Source organism: Streptomyces sp. NPDC045967, assembly GCF_056430495.1.
The window spans coordinates 72,177-95,928 of sequence record NZ_JBWKLE010000018.1; the positions used below are offsets into that span (position 1 = coordinate 72,177).

The 23,752-nt window shown below is 72.4% G+C and carries 22 protein-coding genes and 1 tRNA gene; 16 read left to right on the forward strand and 7 right to left on the reverse strand.

From position 1 onward, the window contains the following. Nucleotides 1-150 precede the first annotated feature (150 nt). Genes AC07FY_RS26745 through AC07FY_RS26770 form a run of 6 tightly spaced genes read left to right on the forward strand, consistent with a single transcriptional unit; the run spans nucleotide 151 to nucleotide 6,586 of the window. Nucleotides 151-642 (forward strand): hypothetical protein, encoded by a 492-nt coding sequence (locus AC07FY_RS26745; RefSeq protein WP_479010855.1) that lies wholly within the window; start codon nucleotides 151-153, stop codon nucleotides 640-642. Next, nucleotides 642-2,042 (forward strand): WXG100 family type VII secretion target, encoded by a 1,401-nt coding sequence (locus tag AC07FY_RS26750; RefSeq protein WP_479010857.1) that lies wholly within the window; start codon nucleotides 642-644, stop codon nucleotides 2,040-2,042. Before AC07FY_RS26745 ends, AC07FY_RS26750 begins: the two co-directional genes overlap by 1 nt. Before the next feature lie 21 nt (nucleotides 2,043-2,063). Beyond that, a complete protein-coding gene (gene mycP, locus AC07FY_RS26755; protein WP_479010860.1) occupies nucleotides 2,064-3,245 on the forward strand; it encodes a type VII secretion-associated serine protease mycosin in 1,182 nt (393 codons plus the stop codon). Between the two features lie 52 nt (nucleotides 3,246-3,297). Then, nucleotides 3,298-3,720 carry a hypothetical protein gene (locus AC07FY_RS26760; RefSeq protein WP_479010863.1) on the forward strand — a complete coding sequence of 141 codons (423 nt, stop codon included), beginning with the start codon at nucleotides 3,298-3,300 and terminating at the stop codon, nucleotides 3,718-3,720. A gap of 8 nt (nucleotides 3,721-3,728) precedes the next feature. Beyond that, nucleotides 3,729-6,041: a DUF6571 family protein gene (locus tag AC07FY_RS26765; protein ID WP_479010866.1), complete on the forward strand. Its 2,313-nt coding sequence runs from the start codon at nucleotides 3,729-3,731 to the stop codon at nucleotides 6,039-6,041. Continuing rightward, complete coding sequence (locus tag AC07FY_RS26770; RefSeq protein WP_479010869.1) at nucleotides 6,041-6,586, forward strand: hypothetical protein; 546 nt, start codon at nucleotides 6,041-6,043, stop codon at nucleotides 6,584-6,586. The genes AC07FY_RS26765 and AC07FY_RS26770 overlap by 1 nt, the downstream gene beginning before the upstream one ends. Nucleotides 6,587-6,650: 64 nt before the next feature. On the opposite strand, the gene AC07FY_RS26775 is transcribed toward AC07FY_RS26770, so the two are convergent. After that, nucleotides 6,651-6,725, reverse strand: a tRNA-Cys gene (locus AC07FY_RS26775). A 190-nt stretch (nucleotides 6,726-6,915) separates the two neighbouring features. Here AC07FY_RS26775 and AC07FY_RS26780 point away from each other — a divergent pair. From AC07FY_RS26780 to AC07FY_RS26805, 6 genes are all read left to right on the forward strand, one after another. Continuing rightward, nucleotides 6,916-8,430: an MFS transporter gene (locus AC07FY_RS26780; RefSeq protein WP_479010872.1), complete on the forward strand. Its 1,515-nt coding sequence runs from the start codon at nucleotides 6,916-6,918 to the stop codon at nucleotides 8,428-8,430. Between the two features lie 9 nt (nucleotides 8,431-8,439). Beyond that, nucleotides 8,440-8,640, forward strand: coding sequence for a hypothetical protein (locus AC07FY_RS26785; protein ID WP_479010875.1), 201 nt, complete (start codon nucleotides 8,440-8,442; stop codon nucleotides 8,638-8,640). After that, nucleotides 8,637-9,080, forward strand: coding sequence for a type II toxin-antitoxin system death-on-curing family toxin (locus AC07FY_RS26790; RefSeq protein WP_479010878.1), 444 nt, complete (start codon nucleotides 8,637-8,639; stop codon nucleotides 9,078-9,080). Before AC07FY_RS26785 ends, AC07FY_RS26790 begins: the two co-directional genes overlap by 4 nt. A 115-nt stretch (nucleotides 9,081-9,195) precedes the next feature. After that, nucleotides 9,196-10,980 (forward strand): DEAD/DEAH box helicase, encoded by a 1,785-nt coding sequence (locus AC07FY_RS26795; protein WP_479010880.1) that lies wholly within the window; start codon nucleotides 9,196-9,198, stop codon nucleotides 10,978-10,980. A 394-nt stretch (nucleotides 10,981-11,374) separates the two neighbouring features. Then, the gene (locus AC07FY_RS26800) at nucleotides 11,375-12,016 is read left to right on the forward strand and encodes an IclR family transcriptional regulator (RefSeq protein WP_069920456.1); all 642 of its coding nucleotides are present in this window, start codon (nucleotides 11,375-11,377) and stop codon (nucleotides 12,014-12,016) included. A gap of 310 nt (nucleotides 12,017-12,326) precedes the next feature. Further along, entirely contained in the window at nucleotides 12,327-13,124 is a 798-nt protein-coding gene (locus AC07FY_RS26805) for a YlbL family protein (RefSeq protein ID WP_479010883.1), read from the forward strand. Here the strand turns inward: AC07FY_RS26805 and AC07FY_RS26810 are convergent. The 4 genes from AC07FY_RS26810 to AC07FY_RS26825 form a co-directional block, all read right to left on the reverse strand. Then, nucleotides 13,054-14,349, reverse strand: a complete 1,296-nt coding sequence (locus AC07FY_RS26810; protein ID WP_479010886.1) for an MFS transporter — start codon at nucleotides 14,347-14,349, stop codon at nucleotides 13,054-13,056. The genes AC07FY_RS26805 and AC07FY_RS26810 overlap by 71 nt on opposite strands. After that, nucleotides 14,346-14,549, reverse strand: a complete 204-nt coding sequence (locus tag AC07FY_RS26815; RefSeq protein WP_479010889.1) for a hypothetical protein — start codon at nucleotides 14,547-14,549, stop codon at nucleotides 14,346-14,348. Before AC07FY_RS26815 ends, AC07FY_RS26810 begins: the two co-directional genes overlap by 4 nt. 27 nt (nucleotides 14,550-14,576) lie before the next feature. Further along, entirely contained in the window at nucleotides 14,577-15,233 is a 657-nt protein-coding gene (locus tag AC07FY_RS26820; RefSeq protein WP_479010892.1) for an ArsR/SmtB family transcription factor, read from the reverse strand. A gap of 104 nt (nucleotides 15,234-15,337) precedes the next feature. Next, nucleotides 15,338-15,826, reverse strand: a complete 489-nt coding sequence (locus AC07FY_RS26825) for an Lrp/AsnC family transcriptional regulator (protein ID WP_479010895.1) — start codon at nucleotides 15,824-15,826, stop codon at nucleotides 15,338-15,340. A 121-nt stretch (nucleotides 15,827-15,947) separates the two neighbouring features. Between AC07FY_RS26825 and hppD the strand changes: the two genes are divergently transcribed. Further along, nucleotides 15,948-17,102, forward strand: a complete 1,155-nt coding sequence (gene hppD, locus AC07FY_RS26830; RefSeq protein ID WP_479010898.1) for a 4-hydroxyphenylpyruvate dioxygenase — start codon at nucleotides 15,948-15,950, stop codon at nucleotides 17,100-17,102. Between the two features lie 291 nt (nucleotides 17,103-17,393). Here hppD and AC07FY_RS26835 read toward each other — a convergent pair whose 3' ends face one another. Beyond that, nucleotides 17,394-18,905 carry a tetratricopeptide repeat protein gene (locus tag AC07FY_RS26835; RefSeq protein WP_479010901.1) on the reverse strand — a complete coding sequence of 504 codons (1,512 nt, stop codon included), beginning with the start codon at nucleotides 18,903-18,905 and terminating at the stop codon, nucleotides 17,394-17,396. A 125-nt stretch (nucleotides 18,906-19,030) separates the two neighbouring features. Between AC07FY_RS26835 and AC07FY_RS26840 the strand changes: the two genes are divergently transcribed. After that, the gene (locus tag AC07FY_RS26840) at nucleotides 19,031-20,413 is read left to right on the forward strand and encodes an FAD-binding oxidoreductase (protein WP_479010904.1); all 1,383 of its coding nucleotides are present in this window, start codon (nucleotides 19,031-19,033) and stop codon (nucleotides 20,411-20,413) included. 32 nt (nucleotides 20,414-20,445) lie between these two features. Here AC07FY_RS26840 and AC07FY_RS26845 read toward each other — a convergent pair whose 3' ends face one another. After that, nucleotides 20,446-20,925 carry an SsgA family sporulation/cell division regulator gene (locus AC07FY_RS26845; RefSeq protein WP_479010907.1) on the reverse strand — a complete coding sequence of 160 codons (480 nt, stop codon included), beginning with the start codon at nucleotides 20,923-20,925 and terminating at the stop codon, nucleotides 20,446-20,448. A gap of 250 nt (nucleotides 20,926-21,175) precedes the next feature. Between AC07FY_RS26845 and AC07FY_RS26850 the strand changes: the two genes are divergently transcribed. Together AC07FY_RS26850 and AC07FY_RS26855 are read left to right on the forward strand one after the other, a co-directional pair. After that, nucleotides 21,176-22,945, forward strand: coding sequence for an RDD family protein (locus tag AC07FY_RS26850; RefSeq protein ID WP_479010910.1), 1,770 nt, complete (start codon nucleotides 21,176-21,178; stop codon nucleotides 22,943-22,945). 76 nt (nucleotides 22,946-23,021) lie between these two features. Continuing rightward, the gene (locus tag AC07FY_RS26855) at nucleotides 23,022-23,750 is read left to right on the forward strand and encodes an RDD family protein (protein WP_479010913.1); all 729 of its coding nucleotides are present in this window, start codon (nucleotides 23,022-23,024) and stop codon (nucleotides 23,748-23,750) included. Nucleotides 23,751-23,752: the final 2 nt, after the last annotated feature.

The following is a 23,752-nucleotide window of genomic DNA, read 5'->3' on the forward strand; positions in this document are numbered from 1 at the left end:
CAGTGACGGGTGAGGTTGCGCACGCGCGCGTGCGAACGGGGATGGGGGCGACGGGGATGCGGGGATGCGGGGATGACGGGGGCGACGGGGGCGACGGGGGCGACGGGGATGCGGGGATGACGGGGATGACGGGGATGCGGGGAGGCCGGCGTGGCAGTGGAGAGTGAGCCCGGGCTGTTTGGGCAGGGCATCGCGCCGGGGCTGGCCGACGCGGTCATGGCGCAGGCGGCGGCGCTGTCGGTCGAGTACGACACGATGAAGGAGTACAAGGGCCTGGTCGACGGCCTCCTGACGTCCCTGCAGGACTCGGAGGCGGCCCACGGCAGACTGGCCGACGGCACGCTCCCGGCGGGCGCCCTCGGCACCGGCTTCCCGGAGGCCGCCGACCTCCACTCGTCGTACACCAAGGTCCACTCGGAGCTGCAGAAGCTGTCGAAGGGCCTGGCGGACCAGATCGAGGCCCTGGGCATCGCCATCCTGACGGCGGGCAAGGGCTTCGGCGACGTGGACGAGGAGACCAGGCGGCGCATGGCGACCATCGCCAAGGAAGCCCAGGACAACTATGTGGCGAAGCGCGACCCGTACGCGGACGAGGCGTCCGCGGGTTCGAACGGCGGCACCGGGCGGGGTGGTGAGATCTGATGGCGACGAACTTCGAGGGGTACTCGCACGCGCAACTGGCCGCGATGGTCGCCTCGCTGGACCCGAAGACGGTGTCGCAGCGGGGTACGCAGCTCACCGAAGCCGCGAAGACCATCAAGGAGATCGGCCAGAAGCTCAAGGACCACAGGGTCAAGGGCTGGGAGGGCGAGGCGGCGACGGCCTTCCAGAACTGGGTGAACCGCGCGGGCAGCGCGACCTTGGTCCTGGCCGACTTCAGCTCGACGGGCGGCCACTGGATGACGCTGGCGGCCCAGACGATGTCCGAGATCCACATGCCCCCGTACGACGCGGGGGCGGAGGCGGCCCTCAAGGAGAACCTGGAGGTCTCGCGCAAGTACCACAACGACCCGGACGCGAGGCAACTGGGCCAGGAGGCATGGTCGAAGCTGAGCGGTGACCACACGCGGGCGGTGGACGCGCTGACGAAGCTGTCGCAGTCGTACAGCTTGTCCAAGGCGGAGATGGACAAGGCGGAGATTCCTACGTTTCGCAAGCCGCCGGACATTTTTGTACCGGAGCGCGTTTATGGCCAGGTCGATGTGGCTCGCTCGGGCGAGAGCTCCGGGCCGGAGGGCTACTCCAGCAGCTCCGCTTATACGTCGTCGGCACCCCAGACCAGTGCTTCTACGCATGGACGTGGCGAGGTGCTTGGACAACCGCCGCAATGGGATAACTCGCTCCCTCCGACGGCTCCCGTCGCGGTAATGCCAGACCGCAACGTGGACGTAGAGCTCGACACGGTCACCACGCTTCCGAACCCGACCGGTACTCTCGTGACGGTGCCGCCTAGCAACCCGCTGCCCACAGGCCCCACCGGTCCCGGTCCCTTCCCCGTCCCCCCGCCTGTACATCTGCCGCCGCTCGGGGGCATGAAGACGATTCCCGGCATTGGCCCCGTCGGCCCGATAGGGCCCGCCCCCGGAACGAGCGGCCCCCTCGGCAAGCTCGGCCTGCCCCCGCGTGACAGCGGCATCATGGGCGGCCGCCCGGTCACCGCCACTGGTCCGGGCGCCGGCATTCCGCGCGGCACGGTCATCGGCACCGAAGCCGGGCACGCCGGCCGTCCCGTGAACGGCATGATGGGCGGCGGCCTGGGCGGCGCCCATGCCGGCGGTGCCGGACCCGTCGGCGGTCGTCGGCTGGCCACGGAGTCGGGAGGTATCGTCGGCGGGCGCCAGCCTGCGGCGGGCATCCGGGCGACACCGTTCACGCAGGGCGGTTCCGGTCTCGTGCGGAACACCGCGGGTGGCATCGGCGCGGGTGCGCACACTCCGGGCAGCCGCCGCGATGACCAGAGGAGCGAGCGCCCCGACTACCTGGCCGAGGACGAAGAGACGTGGCAGGGCAACCGTCGGGTTGTCCCACCGGTGATCGACTGAGCGGAACGGACGTTGTACGGGATGCGCATGCGTAAGGCGACCTCGGCGCTCGTGGGTCTTCTGCTGGCCGGGGTCGCCGCGACCCCGGCTCACGCCGAGACGATTCGGTCACGGCAATGGCATCTCGACGCCATGAAGGCAGACGACATCTGGAAGATCAGCACGGGTAAGGGAATCACCGTTGCCGTGATCGACACGGGGGTCGACCGCATCCCGGAGCTTGAGGGGCAGGTACTTCCCGGCGCGGCATTTCCTACTGGCTCTGCTGAGGGTGGCAGAGACAACGATTACGACGGTCACGGGACGGGTGTCTCTGCGATGATCGCCGCTACCGGGAAGCATCCGAGTGGTGATGGCGCCTACGGCCTCGCGCCTGGCGTCAAAGTACTTCCCATTCGCGTGCCCGACGTCCTAGAGGGAAGCACGACCCCGGCGATTGCCGCAGCCATTCGATACGCGGCGGACTCGGAAGCCAAGGTCATCAACATCTCCCTGGCGCGCGGCGGAAAGCCGGAAGACGACCGCGACCGGGCCGACGCGGTCAGGTACGCGCTCTCCAAAGGAAAGCTGATCTTCGCCGGCGCTGGCAATGACGGGGACAGGACGGTTAAGTACCCCTCCGCTACCCCCGGCGTGGTCGGTGTTGCAGCGGTGGACGCCAACGGCGAGCCGACCAAAGAATCCCAGCAGGGGCCGTATATCGACATGGCAGCCCCGGGCACCGACATCCTCACAGCATGCAAGGGCAAAACGGGCCTGTGCAATACACACGGCACCAGCGATGCGTCGGCCCTCGCCTCCGCCTCCGCCGCCCTCCTCTGGTCCGCTCACCCCGACTGGACCAACAACCAGGTGCTCCGTGTCCTCCTGAACACCGCCGGCAAGCCCGTCGACGGCTCCGAGCGGAACGACTTCGTCGGCTACGGCGTGGTCCGCCCCCGTGTCGCCGTGCCCACCCCCGGCGACCCGGGCCCGGCGGACCAGTTCCCGCTGCCCGACCTGGCGGCGGCCGACGCGGCGGCCAAGTCCCCCGCCGCGCCGACCGACGGCAAGCTGCCGGACCCGGCGGCTTCGCCCGCGCCGGCGGCCCGGGCCGGGGAGAAGGAAGAGGGCAGCCTGCTTCCCTGGATCGGGATCGGGCTGGGAGCCTGTCTGCTGATCGGCGGTGCCGTCACGGCCGTCGCCGTACGCCGTAACCGCTGACCCCTCCACGGGTGACCTTCGCCGCCCGGGACCTGACAAGGAGTTCACGAGGATGTCGTTCGACGAGGAATGGTCGGCGGCACGCGCCACGGCCGCCGCCAACGTCTCCATGCGGCTGAACCAGGTCCCGGGCGATCCGGGCGGCGGGAGCCCGGGCGGCCTCGACCTCAACCAGGACCACATCGGAGCCATCGGCTCCGAGGCGTACAAGCTGCACTCCCGGCTCCAGACCGACGGCAAGCACGCCGCGACCGCCACCGCCGAGGCCGCGGGCGCGCTCACGAAGGAGAATTTCACGAGCGGGGCGGCGCTGCTGAAGGTGAACACCGTCTGGGAGAGCCAGGTGAAGACCCTCGTGGCCGCCTGCGCGAACATCTCCAACGGGCTGAACTACTCGCTCTCCTCCCACGCGAAGGACGAGGAGCAGCTCCGCGCCGACTTCACCACGTCCGCGCTCACCTCCTACCTCAAGTAGCCGCCCGCATGCTGACGTACGAGAACGTGATGAACGCGCCGCTGGACAAGCTCCAGACGGCGGTGGGCGACTGGAAGGCGATGGTCGACAAGCTCGACGACCTCGCCGAGGTGGCCCGCAACGGTATGAGGACGAAGGCCGAGAAGGCCGAGTGGAGCGGGGTCACCGCCGGTGTGGGGCGGGAGTTCGTCGCCAAGACGGCCAAGGAGTTCGAGGACGCGGCCAAAGAGGCCAAGGGCGTGCACCAGCTCCTCAGCGATGCCCACACCACCCTGAAGACGGCGCAGGCCGCACTGAAGAAGACCGCCGAGGAGGAGGCCCCGGCCGCCGGGTTCCGGGTGGACGCGGTCGGCAAGGTCTCGGTGGTGCCGATGGACCCGAAGACCGAGTACACGGCCCGGCACGACCCGGACTATCCCGAGTTCCTGCGCAAGCAGGAGCAGAACCGCAAGGCATGGCAGGCCCGAGTGGACCGGCTCGTCGAGGACTGCTCGGACGCCGACGACTCCCTGGCCCGCGCGCTGCGCGCCAACGTCACGGACGACCACGACTTCACCGCGCCGAAGTACACCACCCTGGACGGCGAGCAGGCCGACCGGGCAGCGCAGCTGATGACGAAGCTCAGCAAGGAGCCGGGCGGGGTGGCCCGCCACCCCGAGGCGCTGCGCGAGCTGGAGGACCTGCTCGACGACAACCGCAACGAGGCCGACTTCTCGACGGACTTCTACCGCACGCTCGGCCCGGACGGCACGCTCGAGGCGTACGCCAAGCTGTCCATCGACGCGTCGTCCCTGGGCGAGGCGGGCAAGGACCGCCTCGCGATGGTCGGCAACATCCAGAACGACATGGGCGCGATGCTGGGCCTCGCCACGCAGAAGAGCTCGCCGAACCATCTGGACGCGGCGTGGACCACCGACCTGATGAAGGCCGGCCGCAAGGAGATGCAGGTCACCGGGGATCTGACCAGCAAGATCTACGGCTACCAGGCCCTGGGTGCGCTGCTGCACGAAGGGAAGTACGACAAGAACTTCCTGACCTCGGTCGGCCGGGACATGGTCGCGTTCGACCGCGAGAACCCCAAGGCGTGGGAGCACGGGTCGCCGTACGACCCGAAGACGGTGCTCAGCCAGGGGAAGGACGGCAGCCGGGGCTTCTACCCGCTGACCGGGTTGATGGACGCCATGGCCAACAACCCGGACGCGGCGACCGCGTTCTTCAACGAGCCGGTCCGCAAGGACAGCAACGGCGACGGCATCGTCACGGCGGCGGACAAGGCCGTGGACGGTCAGCACGGCAAGGCCCGGGGCATGGTCGACTACATGCTGGACAAGGAGTCGTGGGCCGACGCCTTCGACCGGACCCCGGACCACCCCTACGGCGAGACGGGCCCGGCCCAGGAGGCCGTCGGCGGTGCGCTGGAGGCGGCGGTCTCGGGACGCGTCCCGGGCGACGAGGACGCGAAGCCGGTGCCGCACACCAAGGACATGGCGGCGATCATGGAACGGGTCGTCGAGAAGATCGGCGACGACCCGTCGCTGGTGGCACAGGAGCCGGGTGAGGACAAGGATCCGCGACTGGGTCCCTTGGCCGGGCACTTCGGCAACATGACGGCGGAGTACATCGCGGACTTCCAGGCAGCCGCCGAGAACGGCGGAAACCAGATCAAGGCCAATGGGACGATGGCCGAGTTCGACGAGGCGACGGTCTCCCGCTTCCTCGGGGCGGTCGGCCAGGACCCCGGCGCCTACGGTGCGATCACCAACGCCAATCAGGCATTCACCGCAGTCCTGGTCAACGATGTCGTTCAGCACCGTGGCGAGTACACATTGCTCGGCGAGGCGGTTGAGAACGCCGTCCAGCCTGGCGGCCAGATCGCGGGCATGATGACGGAGGCCCGCGCCCAGGGCATGCACGCCGAGACGGCGCACAAGAACGAGGAGTACGTGAAGGGCGTCGAGGACGGGGCGAAGTGGATCAACCGGGGTATCACGGCCGCCGGCGGTAAGTACCTGGAATTGGTACCGGTGGCCGGTGATGTCGTGGAGTGGGTCCAAGAGGACGTCACCGAGCACTTCGTCGACAACGCCAAGGACGAGGGCAAGGAAAAGACGGCGGACACCGAGAAGGCCGTAGCGGAGATGTACGCGAAGGCAGACCGCGGGGTCAGCAAGTCGGCTGAGGACGCGGTCCGCAGCGCTGCCATCGGCTCAGGTCTGTCCCAAGCGGACGTCAATGTGCTCGCAGGTACGGCTTCCAAAGAGTCTTCGGTCGCCCACACGGTCGGCCGCGGCCTGGTGGACAGCTCCAAGGGGACATCCTGATGATCGTGGACACTTCGTTGCGTGCTGTTGCTGCTGTCATCGTGACCTGCGCCGTGTTGGTCGGTTGTTCGGACGCAAAGGAGAAAGCCGCTGCTCCCGAGGCACCGGGAAGGGTGTGTTGGGAGGCCTTCGAAGGCAAGGCGGTACTTCCCCTACTGGGCAGCGGAAAGCGCGTCACCGAGAACACCCGGGACGTCTTCGCGCTGCCTGCTGACCTGAAGACGGTCACGTGCCGTGTAGGTGTGGACGGGAAGACGTTGCTGACGGCCCAGGCCGCGCGCAAGCCGCTCGGTTCGGATGCCTTCTGGCAGTCCTTCGATCCGCTGCATCCGGAAAACCTAGACTTCGGACGCAAGGGCCTGGTGTGGGACTCCGGTGCGACGCTCCTCTATACCTGCCGAACTCCCACAGAGTCCTTCGAGCTGGAGCTGGAAATCAGCCACGTTCCCACGGATCTGGAGAGCACGAAGGTCAGGGCGCTGAACAAGCAGCTGATGAAGGACTTCCAGGACTTCACCCGCACCAAGCTGAACTGCGCCCCCTGACCTGACCCACGGCGCCAACGCCGAAAGGCCGCCCAGGCAAGGTGTCCCGGGCGGCCTTCGGCCTTGGAAGCCGTGACCGGAATCGAACCGGCGTAACTCGCTTTGCAGGCGAGTCCCTCAACCACTCGGGCACACGGCTGCGGGGTGGTGATGGCTTGACCGTACGGGGGCCCGTCCCGTGGGGGAAGAGGACCGCCGGGGGTGCAACGGGAATGCCATGCCGCGTTCACGAACGCCCGGCGCACGGCCCCGGTCCTAGGTCCAAGGGACGATCCGGGTCCGTCCGGTTGACAGGGCTCAAAAGTGGGAATGCCCCTTACCCTGGGGCGATGAGTGCCCTCGATCCCCGTGTGCCCCAGGTCCCCGCGCCGGCCCCCGCCCCCTCGTCGGGCGGGATTCTCGCGGCCCCGTACCGGGTGCTCAGCATCGGGATCATCTCCGTCGTGTTCCTGATCGCCTTCGAGGCGACCGCCGTGGGGACGGCCATGCCCGTCGCCGCGCGGGAACTGGAGGGGATCGGGCTCTACGCCTTCGCCTTCTCCGCCTACTTCACCACCAGCCTCTTCGGCATGGTCCTGTCCGGGCAGTGGGCCGACCGGCAGGGACCGCTGCGGCCGCTGGCCGTCGGGATCGCCTCGTTCGCCGGCGGGCTCCTGGTGTCCGGGACCGCCGGGTCCATGGAGCTGTTCGTGCTCGGCCGGGCCGTGCAGGGGTTCGGGGGCGGGCTGGTGATCGTCGCGCTGTACGTCGTCGTCAGCCGGGCCTACGAGGACCGGCTGAGGCCCGCGATCATGGCCGCCTTCGCCGCGAGCTGGGTCGTGCCGTCCATCGTCGGCCCGCTGGCCTCCGGGACCGTGACCGAGCACCTCGGCTGGCGGTGGGTGTTCCTCGGCATCCCAGCGCTCGTCGTCGTGCCCCTCGCCGTCGCCCTGCCCGTGATCCGCAGGACCGCCTCCGGGCCGATAGACCCCGGCGCGCCGCCCGCCGCCTTCGACCGGCGGCGGATCCGGCTGGCCCTCGGGATCTCGCTCGGCGCCGGCCTGCTCCAGTACGCCGCCCAGGACGTGCGGTGGTTCTCGCTGCTCCCGGCGGCCGCGGGTGTGGCCCTGCTGGTGCCCGCCGTGCTGGGACTGCTGCCGCGCGGGACGTACCTCGCGCGGCGCGGGCTGCCCTCCGTGGTGCTGCTGCGCGGGGTCGCGGCGGGGTCCTTCATCGCGGCCGAAACCTTCGTACCGCTCATGCTCGTCACCCAGCGCGGCCTGAGCCCGACGCTGGCCGGTTTCTCGCTGGCGCTGGGCGGGCTGACGTGGGCGGGCGGCTCGTGGGTCCAGTCGAAGGGGCGGATGGCGCCCTACCGGGAACGGCTGATGGTGGGTGGGATGGTGCTGGTCGCCCTCGCCATCGCCGCGGCGCCCGCCGTGCTGATCGAGTCCGTGCCGGTCTGGACGCTGGCGCTGGCCTGGGCGGTGGGGTGCCTGGGGATGGGGCTGGTGATCGGCTCCACCAGCGTGCTGCTGCTGAAGCTGTCCGCCCCGGAGGAGGCGGGGGCCAACTCGGCCGCGCTGCAGATCTCCGACGCCCTGGCCAACGTCGTGCTGCTGGCCGCCGGCGGCGCGGCGTTCGCCGCGCTCGGCGGAGGCGCCGTGGGGGCCGCGCACACGGCGGCGGAGGGCGCCGGAGCCTCGCACCCGGTGGCCTTCGTGGTGGTCTTCCTGCCGATGGCGTGCGTGGCGCTGGTGGGGGCATGGGTCGCGACCCGGCTGGAGCCGGTCGCGAAGCCGCCGGAGCAAGCGGTGGCGGCGGAGCGGGGCAAAGGTGCGCGGAGCCGGCGGGCGGCGCGGTAGCGTCGCCGGATGAACGAGCTGACCATCCGGCTCTCCGACGCCGACCGCGCGGAGCTCGCCGACCTCGCCGACGCGGGCGGGCACACTCCCGAGCAGGTCGCGCTGGACGCCGTACGGGCACACCTGCGGGCCGAGCGGCAGCGCGTCGGGGAAGCCGCCGGACGGCTCGCCGAGCGGCACGCCGCGCTGCTGAAGCGGCTGGGCGCGTGAGCGGCGGAACGGCGGTCCGCCACCTGACGCTCGCCGAGGTGCTCGACCTCGCCCGGCACGCCTGCCTCGCCCAGGACCAGCCCGTCGAGCTGCGGGCCCCCGGCCTCCTGGAGTCGGCCGTGCACCGGCCGCGGGCCAGGATGATGGGGACGCCCGCCTACGAGGACCGGTTCGAGCAGGCCGCCGCGCTGCTGCACGCCCTCGCCTCGAACCACCCGCTGGTCGACGGCAACAAGCGCACGGCCTGGCTCGCCGCCGCGACCTTCCTCGCCGTGAACGGGGTGGATCTCTCCGGCGCCGACCAGGACCTCGCGTACGCGCTGGTCATCGACGTCGCGTCGGGAGCCGAGGGGGACGTGGGGCGGATCGCCGGACGGCTGCGCTCGCTGCACGCGCCGGACCCGCTGCCGCACGGGCACCCGCCGCACCGGCCGGTGTGACGCTCGCCGCACCCGCCGAGGTCATGGGCCTGTCCCTCCTCGGCGGGTCTGCCCGTGCCGGTAGGGTGGCCCGGTTGTCCTACGTACGACTGCCGAGAGCGACGAACCGGAGACCGTGACTACTACCGCCTCCCACCACCTCTCACCCGCCTTCCCCGGCCGCGCCCCCTGGGGCACCGCCAACAAGCTGCGCGCCTGGCAGCAGGGAGCGCTGGACCGCTACATCCAGAACCAGCCGCGGGACTTCCTCGCCGTCGCCACGCCCGGCGCCGGCAAGACCACCTTCGCGCTCACCCTCGCCTCCTGGCTGCTGCACCACCACGTCGTGCAGCAGGTCACCGTGGTCGCGCCGACCGAGCACCTGAAGAAGCAGTGGGCCGAGGCCGCGGCGCGGATAGGCATCCGACTGGACCCGGAGTACTCCGCCGGGCCGCTGAGCAAGGACTACCACGGGGTCGCGGTCACCTACGCCGGCGTCGGCGTGCGCCCGATGCTGCACCGCAACCGCTGCGAGCAGCGCAAGACCCTGGTGATCCTCGACGAGATCCACCACGCGGGCGACTCGAAGTCCTGGGGCGAGGCGTGCCTGGAGGCCTTCGACCCGGCGACCCGCCGCCTCGCCCTGACCGGCACCCCTTTCCGGTCCGACACCAACCCCATCCCGTTCGTGTCGTACGAGGAGGGCAACGACGGGATCCGGCGGTCCTCCGCCGACTACACCTACGGCTACGGCAACGCACTCGGCGACGGGGTCGTGCGGCCCGTCATCTTCCTCTCCTACAGCGGCAACATGCGCTGGCGGACGAAGGCGGGCGACGAGATCGCCGCCCGCCTCGGCGAACCGATGACCAAGGACGCCATCTCGCAGGCGTGGCGCACGGCGCTGGACCCCCGCGGCGACTGGATGCCGAACGTCCTGCGCGCCGCCGACCAGCGCCTGACGGAGGTCCGCAAGGGCATCCCCGACGCGGGCGGCCTGGTCATCGCCTCCGACCAGGAGTCGGCGCGCGCGTACGCCAAACTGCTGCGCGAGATCACCGGCACCAAGGCGACCGTCGTCCTGTCCGACGACACCGGCGCGTCGAAGCGGATCGACGAGTTCAGCTCGGACGGCAGCCGCTGGATGGTCGCGGTCCGGATGGTGTCCGAAGGCGTCGACGTGCCCCGGCTCGCGGTCGGGGTGTACGCGACGACCATCTCGACGCCGCTGTTCTTCGCGCAGGCCGTCGGACGCTTCGTACGATCGCGCAGACGTGGCGAGACCGCGTCCGTGTTCCTTCCGACCATCCCCTACCTGCTCGGCTTCGCCAACGAGATGGAGGTCGAGCGCGACCACGTCCTGGACAAGCCGAAGAAGCAGGGCGAGGAGGACCCGTACGCCGAGTCCGAGAAGGAGATGGACGAGGCGAACCGGCAGGAGGACGAGGACACCGGCGAGGACGAGCAGATGTCCTTCGAGGCGCTCGAGTCCGACGCCGTCTTCGACCGCGTGCTGTACGACGGCGCCGAGTTCGGCATGCAGGCGCACCCGGGCAGCGAGGAGGAGCAGGACTACCTCGGCATCCCCGGGTTGCTGGAGCCGGACCAGGTGCAGATGCTGCTGCAGAAGCGGCAGTCGCGGCAGATCGCGCACAGCCGGCGCAAGCCGGACGCGGAGGCGGACCTGCTGGAACTGCCGGCCGAACGGCGGCCCGTGGTCTCGCACAAGGAGCTGCTGGAGCTGCGCAAGTCGCTGAACACGATGGTGGGCGCGTACGTCCACCAGAGCGGCAAGCCGCACGGGGTCATCCACACGGAGCTGCGCCGGGTGTGCGGCGGACCGCCGAGCGCGGAGGCGACGGCGGGGCAGCTGCGGGAGCGGATCAAGAAGGTGCAGGAGTGGGCCACCCGGATGCGGTGATGTGATCCGGCGGCCCGTCGCGGTAACGGCGGCGGGGCGCGGGTGGTGGCGGGGTTCGTGCGCGGGCGCGCACGGGCCCCGTTTCCGTGTTTCCCGACGAGAGCGCAGTAAGGGCGGGGTAAAGGGCTCTTGGAGGGATCGAGGTCACGAATCGACGCCGGGGGCGATCAAGAACCGGCACAAAGCGGTAGCAGGCGCCCGGATTCTGGACGAGGCCTTCCGCTGAGCGGACCCGCTCGCTACTGTCCCCGCATCGAACGCACCGTGGCAGCGCCGCCGCGGGAGCGCAGCCGGTGCCATGGCCGCTACCGGCGGCCTCTCCGTGCGTCGCCGCGGGACCGGCGACGTGCCACGCCGAGAGTCACCGCCGCTCACCGAAAGAGGGAGAGGCGTCGTGACCGCGGAAACCTCCCAGACTCTCGACCGAGGGCTCAGAGTCCTCAAACTGCTCGCCGACACCGACCACGGTCTGACCGTCACCGAGCTCTCCAACCGCCTCGGTGTCAACCGCACCGTGGTCTACCGGCTCCTGGCCACCCTGGAGCAGCACGCCCTGGTCCGCCGCGACCTCGGCGGGCGGGCCCGGGTCGGGCTCGGGGTGCTGCGGCTGGGCCGGCAGGTGCATCCGCTCGTACGCGAGGCGGCCCTGCCCGCGCTGCGGTCCCTCGCCGAGGACATAGGCGCCACCGCGCACCTGACCCTCGTGGACGGCACCGAGGCGCTCGCCGTCGCCGTCGTCGAGCCGACCTGGACGGACTACCACGTGGCCTACCGGGCCGGTTTCCGCCACCCGCTGGACCGGGGCGCCGCGGGGCGGGCGATCCTGGCCGCCCGTCAGGGGGCGCTGATCGAGCCGGGCTACACGCTGACCCACGGAGAGCTGGAAGCGGGCGCCAGTGGCGCTGCCGCGCCGCTCGTGGGGATCACCGGGCTGGAGGGCAGCGTGGGCGTGGTGATGCTGGCGGACGCGGTGCCGGAGCGGGTGGGGCCGAGGGTCGTGGACGCGGCGCGCGAGGTCGCCGACGCCCTTCGCTAGGCCCTGTCGTCGAAGTCCCGCCTGGCCCGCGACGCCCGGCACCGCACGTCGCCGCGTTGTCGGGGCGCCCGAGTGCGTCCAGTACGCGGGCGCCCCACCGCCGTGCGATGCACGGCACCGGACGCCGCGGGCCTGACCGGCGCCACTGTGACGGCAGGACCTAGGCCGCGGGGCGGGCCGGGCCCTGCCGGGCTGGATGGGGTCCCGCCCCGTCACCCGCGCCCGGCGCCCCGCCTCGCGGGGTGGCGGCCGGGGCGGGTGTGGCCGACGGGGTGCTCCGTGGGTGGGAGGGGGCGGATAGATTGGCCGGGTGCTCTCTCGTCTTCTGCGTCTGCCGCGTCCCGTCGCCCTGGCCGTCTGTGCCGTGCCCGTGCTCGGGTTGTTCGGGGTGGCGCTCCTCGCGCCGCTGCCCTTCGTGGTCGCCCAGCCGGGGCTCACCGCCGACGTGCTGGGGGAGCGGGACGGGAAGCCGGTCATCACCGTCGCCGGTGCGCCGACCCGGCCGACCACCGGCCAGCTGCGGATGACCACCATCCAGGCCACCGGCCCCTCCACCACGGTGACCCTGCCCGAACTCCTCGACAACTGGTTCGACAGCTCCCGGGCCGTCATGCCGAAGGAAGTCGTCTACTCCTCGGGCGGAACCGACAAGGAGATCGAGCAGCACAATCTGGAGGAAATGGCCAAATCCCAGTCCTCCGCCACCGAGGCCGCACTGGGCTACCTCCACAAGGACCCCAAGGGGATCGAGGTCGACCTGAACCTCGCCGACGTCGGCGGTCCCAGCGCAGGGCTGCTGTTCTCCCTCGGCATCGTCGACAAGCTCGACGGCGACGGCAGCGGCGGCGACCTCACCGGCGGGCGCACCATCGCCGGTACCGGCACCATCACCGCGAACGGCGAGGTCGGCGCGGTCGGCGGAGTCGCCCTGAAGACCCAGGCCGCGCGGCGCGACGGGGCCACGGTGTTCCTCGTACCGAAGGCGGAGTGCTCGGACGCGCGCTCCGAACTCCCCGAGGGATTGCGGCTGGTCCCCGTCACTTCCCTGACGGATGCGGTGAACGCCCTGCGGGCACTGAACCGGGGAGAGAAGGCTCCGTCCTGCTGACGGCGGCCGTGGCGTTCAGCCCGCGCCACGCCGGAAACACCAGCGGGGCCAGCGTCGTCAGCAGGTAGGCGCCGCCGAACAGCAGCAGGGCCCGCGTCACCCCGAACCCGTCGACCAGCAGACCGGCGGCCAGCCCGCCCATCGGCATGGCCAGCTCGGAGCCCGCCGTGCTCACGCCCGAGACCCGGCTGCGCAACCCCTCCGGCACGTTCTCGTACACGACCGTGGTCAGGATCGGGTTCAGCACGCCCGCGCCCAGTCCGGACAGGGCCATGGTCACCGCGAGCGGCAGCGGCGTGTCGGTGACGGCGGCGGTGACGAAGCGGGGCGCCCCGCACAGCAGGAACGCGGCGGCGAACACCGCCCGGCGGGGCAGCCGCTCGCCCCAGGCCCCGTAGAGCAGCGCGCCCAGCAGCGCGAAGCCGCCGAAGAGGGAGATCATCAGGCCCAGGGCGGTGGCGCCGCCGAGGACCTCGTCGCCGTGCACCGGCAGCAGGACGGAGGCCCAGCCCTGGTCCAGGCCGTTGGTCATCATCACCATCACGGTGATGCCCAGCAGCAGCCGCGACCGGGTCAGGAAGGCCCAGCCCTCCGCCAGTTCCGCCCGGTAGCCCGCGAACGAGACCTTTCCGGAGCCCGGTTGGGGTTCCGCCGCCGGCACCCCGCGCAGGAAGGCCGAGACCAGCAGGGCGGAGACGGCGAAGGTGGCCGCGTCCAGCAGCAGTACCGTTTCGGCTCCGAAGGCCGCGATCAGTACGCCGGCCAGCGCCGCCCCGATCATCCGGGCCCCGCGCGAGACGGCGTCGTAGAGGCTGGCCGCCCGGGCCACGGTGGTGCCCGCGTGCTCGGCCAGATTCGGCAGGAGCACGTACCGGGCGGTCAGGCCCGGGGTGTGGACGAGCCCGCCGACGGCCATCAGCGCGCACAGCATCCAGAACTCGAGCAGGCCCGCACCGTGCAGCAGCGGGACCGCTCCGACCGAGACCGCGCAGATCAGGTCGGAGGCGGCGGAGACGCGCCGGCGGCCGATCCGGTCGATGACCGGGCCGCCGACGAGCGCGGCGACGACGACGGGCAGGGTGGCGCAGAAGGCGACGATCCCGGCCCGCCCGGCGCTGCCCGTGGTCTGCAGCACGAACCACGGCACACCGATCAGGGTGAGTGAACTTCCCGCGATGGAGATGGTGTTGGCGGCCAGGACCGCCGCGAACGGCCCTCGGCTCATGCCGCGTGCGGGTGCTGGAGGCGGGCGTGGACGTAAGCGGGCCGCATCAGGCGGATCCCGGTGGCGACCAGCGCCGCGCCGAGGCGGTCGCGCAGGGCGGGCGTGGTGTCCGCCGCGGCCGCGAGGCGCCAGGCGGCGGCCTCGGCGGCCAGTTCGGCGGTGCGGGCGGCGTGTATCCGGGCATGGGTGAAGGCGTGCATGGCAGGACTCCTTCTGGGAAAGGCGGGCTATTCGGGGCTGCGGCGCGCGAAGACGTGCGTGTGGAAGCGGACCGTTTCCGTGCTCTGCGCACCGGCGGCCGCAGGCGCATCGGTCCGCGCATCCTCGGCGGCAGGTGCATCCGCGCCCGCGCCGGCGTCCGAGGGCGCCGGGCCGCGGTAACTGTTGATCAGGTCGTGCATCTTCTGGATCAGTTCGCGGCTCTGCGCGGCCGTCAGGGTCAGCGTGAAGTCGCTGATGTCCGAGGCGGCCCGCCAGTCGGCGCTCCACTCGTGCGCCGTGGCGAGCCAGGTGTTCATCTCCTGCGCGTGGATCTTCGCGACCTCGGACAGGAAAACGTCCGCCGCGCCGCGGGTCGCCGCGTCGTCGGCGTGGACCAGCCCCTCGTCGAAGGAGGTGCCGTCGTGGGAGGCCTTCCACCACCGCTCGCGCCCCTTGCCGTGTTCGGGCGCGTCCTCGACGAACCCGTGCGCGGCGAGCTGGCGCAGGTGGTAGCTGGTGGCGCCGCTCGACTCGCCGAGCCGCTCGGCCAGCCGCGAGGCCGTGGCCGGGCCGTCCTGGCGCAGGGCGGCCAGCAGCCGCATGCGCAAGGGGTGGGCCAGGCCGCGCAGGGCGTGGGCGTCCAGGTGGCGGACCGTGGGCTCGTGGCCGGGCTTCTCGGGCATGCCCCCACTCTAGAGTTGCAAAGGATCCTCTGCAAGCATTTCTTTGCAGAGGATCCTTTGCATCTCGGGCGGGGGTGTCGGGGGTGGATTCAGCGGCTCGGCCATCACGCCTCTGCGGGTCGACCGTCGTCCCCGGCGGCCTGTTCGACCAGCGGGATGATCCGCAGGGGCACGGGATTCTCCATGACGATCGCCGTCGAAGCCCGCACGATCCCCTCGAATCCGACGACGCGGTCGATCACCCGCTGGAGATCGGCGTTGGAGCGGGCCACGAGCCGGCACAGCATGTCCCCGTGCCCCGTGGTGGTGTGCAGTTCCAGCACCTCGGGAACCCCCGCCAAGTGCGCCCGTACGTCGACGCCCTGGCCCTGTTTGATCTCCAGCGTGGCGAACGCGGTGACCGGATAACCGAGGGCCGCCGGGTCGACCTGGGGGCCGAAGCCGCGGATCACTCCGTTCGACTGCAGCCGGTCCAGGCGCGCCTGGACGGTCCCGCGCGCCACCCCGAGGCGGCGCGAGGCCTCCAGGACACCGATCCGCGGCTCGCGGGCGAGCAGGAGGATGAGACGGCCGTCGAGTTCATCGATGCCCACGGGAGCCTCCGAGTGGTCATAGTGCACAGATGTTTCAGCCATCGTCGGCCTGCGCTGCTCATTCTGTACAGTCAATCAGGAAACTATTGCGCAGCTTGTGGATCGGCGCGACGCTGCGGTCATGACTGAGTCTCTGGCGAACCTCGAAACCACCCCGCACACCGCGCGTGAGGCGGACCCCTTCCCGGTGAAGGGCATGGACGCCGTCGTCTTCGCCGTCGGCAACGCCAAGCAGGCCGCGCACTACTACTCGACCGCCTTCGGCATGAAGCTCGTCGCCTACTCCGGGCCGGAGAACGGCGTGCGCGAGACGGCCAGCTACGTCTTGACCAACGGCGCCGCGCGCTTCGTCCTCACCTCGGTCATCAAGGCGACGACCGACCGCGGCCGCTTCCTCGCCGAGCACGTCGCCGAGCACGGCGACGGCGTGATCGACCTGGCCATCGAGGTCCCGGACGTGCGGGCGGCGTACGCGTACGCCGTCGAGCACGGCGCCCGCGGCCTGGACGAGCCGTACGAGGTCAAGGACGAGCACGGCACGGTCACGATGGCCGCGATCGCCACCTACGGCCAGACCCGCCACACGCTGGTGCAGCGCGGCGACTACGCCGGCCCCTACCTGCCGGGCTTCGTGGCCGTCGACCCGATGGTCGCGCCCCCGGCCAAGCGCACCTTCCAGGCCATCGACCACTGCGTGGGCAACGTCGAGCTCGGCCGCATGAACGAGTGGGTCGCCTTCTACAACAAGGTCATGGGCTTCACGAACATGAAGGAGTTCGTGGGCGACGACATCGCGACCGAGTACTCGGCGCTGATGTCCAAGGTGGTCGCGGACGGCACCCTGAAGGTCAAGTTCCCGATCAACGAGCCGGCGATCGCGAAGAAGAAGTCGCAGATCGACGAGTACCTGGAGTTCTACGGCGGCGCCGGCGTCCAGCACATCGCGCTGGCCACGAACGACATCGTGGCCACGGTCCGCTCCATGCGGGCGGCGGGCGTGCAGTTCCTGGACACGCCGGACTCGTACTACGACACGCTGGGCGAGTGGGCGGGCGAGACGCGCGTCCCGGTGGAGACCCTGCGCGAGCTGAAGATCCTCGTCGACCGCGACGAGGACGGCTACCTGCTGCAGATCTTCACCAAGCCGGTGCAGGACCGGCCGACGGTCTTCTTCGAGATGATCGAGCGGCACGGGTCGATGGGCTTCGGCAAGGGCAACTTCAAGGCGCTGTTCGAGGCGATCGAGCGGGAGCAGGCGAAGCGCGGCAACCTGTAGCCGCGGGGTCCTGCGGGGCCGCACTCTTCTGGGCGGGGCCGCTTCCCTCGGCGGAGGCGGCGCCCGCCCGGCCCTGCGGTTGGTCCGTCGGCCGCGCCGAGGTGCCTCCGGCGGCGCCTCAAACGCCGGCGGGGCTGGATGGGGGGTGTCCGCCCTGGCTTCCGGGTGTGAGCTGTCAGCGCGTGCCGGTGTGCCTCCGGCGGCGTCTCGAACGCCGGCGCGGGCGGGTGTGGGGCGTGCATCGAGCGCCGGTAGGGCCGGGTGGGGCCGGGGCGGGCGGTTCCGTTCGGTTCAGCGGGGGGTCGGAGACGGCTTGGGGGTCGGGGTGGGTTTGTTCGGCTTCGGGAGTTCCGGCGCCACCCACGGCTTCGTCGGACGCATGTTCTCCGGGCCGCCCGCAGCCGGCTGCCCGATCGACGCCAGGGCCTCCTTCGCCAACGGCGCCCGCAGCGGCGAGAAGTGCGGATTCGTGCGCATCGCCTCCTGCAGGTGGCGCCGCGCCGCCGCCTCGTCCCCCAGCTCCCGCTCGATCACCGCCCGGTGGAACGCGAAGTCGGCGCTGCGCAGCCCGAGGTCGGTCGCCTTCTTCGCGTACTCCAGCGCCGCCGCGTCCTCACCCACCTTGTGCAGCGCCCACCCCAGCGCATCCGCCACCTGCACGCTCCGATGCCGCGACCACTCCTGTGACAGCCGCCGCACCGCTGCCGCCGGGTCGCCGTGGTCCGCCTCGTACAGGCCCAGCACCACGTCGTCGTCGACCCCGTCCTTGCCGTTCCCCGCCGCCAGCGCCGCCAGCGTGTCGTACGGCAGGCGCGCCTCCTCCTCCCGGCCGAGCGACTCCAGCAGCTCACCCAGCTCCAGCGCCAGCCGCGGCACCGGGGTACGGCTCAGCGCCAACCGGTAGTCCCGTACCGCCTCCCCGTCGCGCCCCAGCGCGGCCAGCGCGCGCGCCCGGCCGCCCAGCGCCTGCGGCTGCGCCGGATCCGTCCGCAGCGCCCCCTCGTACTGCCGCAGTGCCTCCGCCGCCTCGCCCCGCTCCCAGGACAGCTCCCCGAGCCGGAACAGCGTGTACGCCTTCTCCGCCGGAGTCCCCGCCGCCCCCGCCGCGTGCTCCATCGCGACCACCGCGTCCTCACGCCAGCCGCGGTCCCGGTAGACCTGCGAGGCCCGCACGTACGCCGCCAGCCCCGGTCGCAGCTCCAGCAGCCGCTCCATGGCCGCCTGCGCGGCCTTGTACTCGCCCAGCCCCGTGTACGCGTCCACCAGCACCGGGTACGCCGTCCACCGCTTCGGCGCCTGCGCCCGCACCAGCTCGCCCCACTTCTTGCCGGTCCCGAAGTCCCCCCGCGCGTTGGCGAGCGTGCCCATGCCCGTCATCGCGTCGAAGTTGCCCTTCTCGGCCGGGCGGACCTCCAGGGACCTCTTCAGCGCCTTCTCCGCCTTCGGAAACCAGGCCGGGTCCGCGGAGCGCCGCGCCTGCTCCAGGTAGGCGCCGCCCAGCACGGCCCAGGAGGCGTCGTCGTCCCCGTGCTTCGCCAGCCACTTCTCACGGTCCGCGACCAGAGCCGTCAGGTCCACTGCCGCCACCGGCGCGCCCATCCCGACCGCCGCCGCGGCCCGTTCGCTCGGTCCGGGCGGGCGGGCGTCGTCGCCGGTGCGGGCCGGCCGGATCAGCAGGGCCCCCGCGATCAGGACCACCGCGACCGCGGCCGCCACGAGCGTCTTGCGGCCGGTGAAGGTCACGGGCGGCGCGGGAATCTGCGCATCCTCGTCGATACCGTCGTTACGGTCGATACGGTCCATGGGCTCACTGTGCGTCAATATGAAGAGCTCTCCGGGGTGCCCGAAGCCGGTCGCGGCCGTGTTCACACCGATGGTCCCCCGGCCGCCTCCCGGGAGGCGCGCCCGCCGGCGCCCACACTGGACCCATGGATGACGACCTCTTCGCACGTCTTCGCTCGGAACTGCTGGCCGGGCTCCCCGCCGAGGCCCTGATCACCGACCCCCAGGTGACCGCCTCCTACGCCACCGACATGGCCGGCTTCTGCGCCGCGGGCACCCCCGCGGCCGTCGTTCTGCCCCGGACCGTCGAACAGGTCCAGCACGTCATGCGCACCGCCACCGCCCTCCGGGTCCCGGTGGTCCCCCAGGGCGCCCGCACCGGCCTGTCGGGCGGGGCCAACGCCTCCGACGGCTGCATCGTGCTGTCCCTCGTCCGGATGGACCGGATCCTGGAGATCTCCGCCGTCGACCGGATCGCCGTCGTCGAACCGGGCGTGGTCAACGCCGTGCTGTCGCGGGCCGTCGCCGCACAGGGCCTGTCCTACCCGCCGGACCCCTCCAGCTGGGAGCAGTGCACCATCGGCGGCAACATCGGCACCGCCTCCGGCGGGCTGTGCTGCGTCAAGTACGGGGTCACCGCCGAGTACGTCCTGGGCCTCGACGTGGTCCTGGCCGACGGACGGCTGCTGAGCACGGGCCGGCGTACCGCCAAGGGCGTCGCCGGCTACGACCTCACCCGGCTCTTCGTGGGCTCCGAGGGCAGCCTCGGCATCGTGGTCCGGGCCGTGCTCGCGCTGCGGCCGGCGCCGCCCCGCCAGCTCGTGCTGGCCGCGGAGTTCCCTTCGGTCGCGGCCGCCTGCGCGGCCGTCTGCGCCGTCATGGAGGCGGGCCTGACCCCCTCGCTGCTGGAACTGATGGACCGTACGACCCTCCGGGCCGTCAACGCGCTCGGCAGGATGGGCCTGCCCGAGGACACCGAGGCCCTGCTGCTCGCCGCCTTCGACACCCCGCAGGCCCCCGCGGACCTCGCGGCCGTGGGGGAGCTGTGCACGGCCGCCGGGGCCACCGCCGTCGTGCCCGCGGAGGACGAGGCGGAGTCGCACCTGCTGCTCCAGGCCCGCCGGTCGGCCTTCCCGGCGCTGGAGGCGCTCAGGCCGGCGACGATGATCGACGACGTCTGCGTACCGCGCTCGCGGCTCGCCGAGATGCTGGACGGCACGGCCGCCATCGCCCGCACGCACGACCTGCTCATCGGGGTCTGCGCGCACGCGGGCGACGGCAACACCCACCCGATCGTCTGCTTCGACCCCGCCGACGAGGACGAGACGCGGCGGGCCCGCGAGTCCTTCGGCGAGATCATGGCGCTGGGGCTCTCGCTCGGCGGGACCATCACCGGGGAGCACGGGGTGGGCGTACTGAAGAAGGAATGGCTGGCCCGCGAACTCGGCCCCGTCGGGCTGGAGATGCAGCGGGCGGTCAAGGCCGCCTTCGACCCGCTGGGCCTGCTGAATCCGGGCAAGCTCTTCTGATCCGCCGGCGCCGGTGGACGTGCCGCCCGGCGTCACACGTCCCCGTCGGCGGACTCGTCCGAGGGCCAGGGGTCGCGCAGCCACAGGTCGTCTGCCGGGGTCGGGGTCAGCAGCTCGGCCAGCGCGTCGTCCAGGCCGAGCCGCTCGGCCTCGGTGCCGGGCGGGACGCTGCGCAGGGTGCGCTCCAGCCAGGCCGACACGGGGGCGGCGGGGGCCTCCAGCAGGGCGTCGCCGTCGGGTGAGCTGAGCGCGACGCGGAGCACCGCCCTGCTGTCGATCCGGGTGGGCCAGATCCGGACGTCGCCCTGCCCGCAGGGCCGGAACACCCCCTCGACCAGCAGCTCGCGGGCGAAGGTCCAGTCGACGGGGGCGGTGGAGCCGGTGTGGAAGGTGATGTGCACGGCGTACGGGTCGTGCGCGAGGTAGCGCAGCCGCGCGGGTACGGGGACGCTGCGCTCGGGGGACAGGACCAGCGTGAGCTCCAGCTCGCGCTCGATGACGGAGTGGTGCATGAGGGCCTCGCTTCGGTTCGGTGCGCGGGGCCGGATCGCGCCCCACACCCGCAGAGAGCTTCCGGGTGCCTGGCCATGACGCGACTTCCCGGGCCGGGCGGAAGGTTGGCCGGTTCTCTTCGGAGTGACCGGAAACGGTCGCATGGCCCGGGGTTCGCCCGAAGGTTTGCAATCTCCCGTTACCGGACCTGTCGGGGGGCGGTTCTTGGCTATGGTCCTGCCCTGCACATGCCTCAAGCCACGATCGGAGTTGGGGACATTGACGGCCTCCCCTGGTGTCGGCGAGCACGCGGCCCGCGAGGGCTACTACCCCGATCCGTCCATTCCCGGGTACGTCCGGTACTGGAACGGCTCCGCGTGGGTCCCGGGTACGAGCCGCCCTGCCCCGGCGGTGCCGGTGCCCGCCGCCGCGGAGGAGACGGGGCCGGTGTTCCTGGACCAGACCTCGGCCACGGAGGCGGTGGCCGCGCCGGCGGCCGAGCGCGTGCCCGAGCGCGTCGCCGAGCGGGCCGTGGGGCAGGCGGTGTGGCAGGCCGATCCGCTCCACCAGGCGGGCTTCGGCGGGCCGCGCGACCACCGGGTGTCGTGGGGCAACCCGGCGGAACCCGAGCGGGATCCCGACCCGGCCCCGGCCCCTGCCCCTGCCCCGGCCCCTGCTTCTGCTTCTGCTTCTGCGCCCGCTCCCGCGCCCGCGTCCGAGCGGCCGGCGCCCCTCCCGGCCCGGGGCCCGGCCCCGGGCGCCGGGATCTCCCTCGCCCGTACGCCGTCCGCCGCGGCCGGCATCCTGTCGGCCCGCTCCCCGGCGGCTCCGGTTCCGGTTCCGGCTCCGGCCCCGGCGTGGCCCGACGCGGCGGGGGGATCGGGCGGTTCGAGAGCGACCGGGCTGACCTCCTCATGGCCCGAGACGACGCCCGAAACGATGCCCGAGGCGACGCCCGAGGCGACACAACCACCGCCCGCCACCACCGCCCGCCCCCAGCGCCGGGGGCCGGGCGAGGCCTGGGCGCCACGCGACGGGGCCGCCGCCGAGCCCCGCGCGAAGGGCTGGGCGCCGCACGGGCACTCCGCCGAAGCCCGGGCGGCCGGCGGGGGAGGGGCCGCCGACGCCCGGCCCCCGCGCGGGGACACCGCCGAGCCCCGCGAACCCCGCCACGAGCCCGCCGAGCCCCGCGAACCCCGCCACGAGCCCGCCGCCGGACCCCGTGCGCCGTGGCGGGATGCCGCCGAGTCCCGTGAGCCCCGCCGCGAGGCCGTGGAGTCCCGCAGCTCCCGCGGCGAAGCCGCCGGCGAGGCCCGGGCGCCGCGCGGCGGCGGGGTCGCCGCCCCGTGCGAGCACGCCGCCGAAGCCCCCGCGCACCGGCGGGAGCCCGCCGCGGAGGGCCGGGCGGCGCGCGGGCAGGCCGCCGGAGCCCCGGCAGCCCGGCGGGAAGCGGCCGGGCCCGACCGTGAGGCGGGCGACGACGGGTGGAGGCCGCGCGGGGACGCCGCCGAGGCACCCGCACCCCGTGGGGAGGCGACCCCGCGCACGGTGTTCGAGGAGATGGCCGAGCGGGCCGTGCGGCCCGCCGGACTGGTCCGGCGGGGCACGGCCCGGGCCGTGGACTGCCTGGTGCTCGCCGCCGTCGCGGCCGCCGCCGCGCTGCCGCTGCTCCCCGCCGCCACCGCCCACCTCCAGGCCAAGGTCGACGCCGCCCGGGCGAGCGGCCGCAGCACCACGGTCTGGCTGCTCGACGGGACCATCACCGGCCAACTCGGCCTCGTCCTCGGCGCCGTGCTCCTCTTCGGCGTCTTCTACGAAGTCCTGCCCACCGCCCGCTGGGGCCGCACCCCGGGCAAGAAGCTGCTCGGCGTGCGGGTGCTGGCCACCGCGACCCTGCGCCCGCCCACCGTCGGCGCGGCCCTGCGCCGCTGGCTGGTGTACGCCCTCCTCGGCCTCCCCGGCAGCCTCTGGTGCCTCGTGGACCGCCCGCGCCGCCGCGCCTGGCACGACAGGGCGGCCGGCACGTACGTGGCCCGCTGAGGCCCCCTGGCGGGCCGGTCCCCCGAATGGACCGGGCCGCGTTGCGGGGTTCCCGGGGCCGGGTTCGACTCGGGCCATGAGTACCGATCAGCCGCCGCCGGGCGAACGCCCCGAGGACGACCCGTTCCTCAAGAAGCCCCAGGAACCGACGCCCCCGTCCGGCGGTTCGCCGTACGGCTCGCCGCCCCCCGGCCCTCCGCCCCCCGGCGGCACGGGCGGCGCGGGCGGCGCCGGATACCCGCCCCCGCCTCCGCCCCCGTACGGCGGTGGCGGCGACCCCTACGGCGGCAGCGGCGGCTACGGCATGCCCGACCCGCTCGCCGGCATGCCCCCGCTCGCCGACTTCGGCAGGCGGCTCGCCGCCCGCGTCATCGACGTGGTCATCGTCGCCGTGCCGCTCTTCCTCATCCAACTGGCCTTCGGGACCAAGCGGTACATGGTCGAGACGAACCGGGGCGAGGACATCAGCGAGGTCGTCACGCGGTCCTACAGCGGCAGCGGCCTGATCATGACGCTGATCTCGATCCTCGCGTACGTCGGCTACGACTGGTGGTTCACCAAGAAGAACGGCCAGACCGTCGGCAAGAAGGCGATGGGCCTGCGCGTCGCGATGCTCAACGACGGCAGCGTCCCGCAGTCCACCTCGGCGCTCACCCGTGCCGCCGTGCTCTGGCTGCCCACGCTGATCTGCTGCTTCTGCCTGTGGCCGATCGTGCTGGTGATCTCCGTCCTGGTGGACAAGCCCTACCGGCAGGGCCTCCACGACAAGGTCGGCAAGACGGTGGTCGTGCAGTCGACCGGCTGACG

What these genes read in the sequence shown, in the direction of transcription:
- AC07FY_RS26815 (WP_479010889.1), bottom strand. Translation starts at nt 14,549, where the DNA reads ATGCACGCCTTCACCCATGCCCGGATACACGCCGCCCGCACCGCCGAA.
- AC07FY_RS26820 (WP_479010892.1), bottom strand. Translation starts at nt 15,233, where the DNA reads ATGCCCGAGAAGCCCGGCCACGAGCCCACGGTCCGCCACCTGGACGCC.
- AC07FY_RS26835 (WP_479010901.1), bottom strand. Translation starts at nt 18,905, where the DNA reads ATGGACCGTATCGACCGTAACGACGGTATCGACGAGGATGCGCAGATT.
- AC07FY_RS26785 (WP_479010875.1), top strand. Translation starts at nt 8,440, where the DNA reads ATGAACGAGCTGACCATCCGGCTCTCCGACGCCGACCGCGCGGAGCTC.
- AC07FY_RS26765 (WP_479010866.1), top strand. Translation starts at nt 3,729, where the DNA reads ATGCTGACGTACGAGAACGTGATGAACGCGCCGCTGGACAAGCTCCAG.
- AC07FY_RS26840 (WP_479010904.1), top strand. Translation starts at nt 19,031, where the DNA reads ATGGATGACGACCTCTTCGCACGTCTTCGCTCGGAACTGCTGGCCGGG.
- AC07FY_RS26750 (WP_479010857.1), top strand. Translation starts at nt 642, where the DNA reads ATGGCGACGAACTTCGAGGGGTACTCGCACGCGCAACTGGCCGCGATG.
- AC07FY_RS26780 (WP_479010872.1), top strand. Translation starts at nt 6,916, where the DNA reads ATGAGTGCCCTCGATCCCCGTGTGCCCCAGGTCCCCGCGCCGGCCCCC.
- AC07FY_RS26810 (WP_479010886.1), bottom strand. Translation starts at nt 14,349, where the DNA reads ATGAGCCGAGGGCCGTTCGCGGCGGTCCTGGCCGCCAACACCATCTCC.
- hppD (WP_479010898.1), top strand. Translation starts at nt 15,948, where the DNA reads ATGACTGAGTCTCTGGCGAACCTCGAAACCACCCCGCACACCGCGCGT.
- AC07FY_RS26845 (WP_479010907.1), bottom strand. Translation starts at nt 20,925, where the DNA reads ATGCACCACTCCGTCATCGAGCGCGAGCTGGAGCTCACGCTGGTCCTG.
- AC07FY_RS26770 (WP_479010869.1), top strand. Translation starts at nt 6,041, where the DNA reads ATGATCGTGGACACTTCGTTGCGTGCTGTTGCTGCTGTCATCGTGACC.
- mycP (WP_479010860.1), top strand. Translation starts at nt 2,064, where the DNA reads ATGCGCATGCGTAAGGCGACCTCGGCGCTCGTGGGTCTTCTGCTGGCC.
- AC07FY_RS26855 (WP_479010913.1), top strand. Translation starts at nt 23,022, where the DNA reads ATGAGTACCGATCAGCCGCCGCCGGGCGAACGCCCCGAGGACGACCCG.
- AC07FY_RS26760 (WP_479010863.1), top strand. Translation starts at nt 3,298, where the DNA reads ATGTCGTTCGACGAGGAATGGTCGGCGGCACGCGCCACGGCCGCCGCC.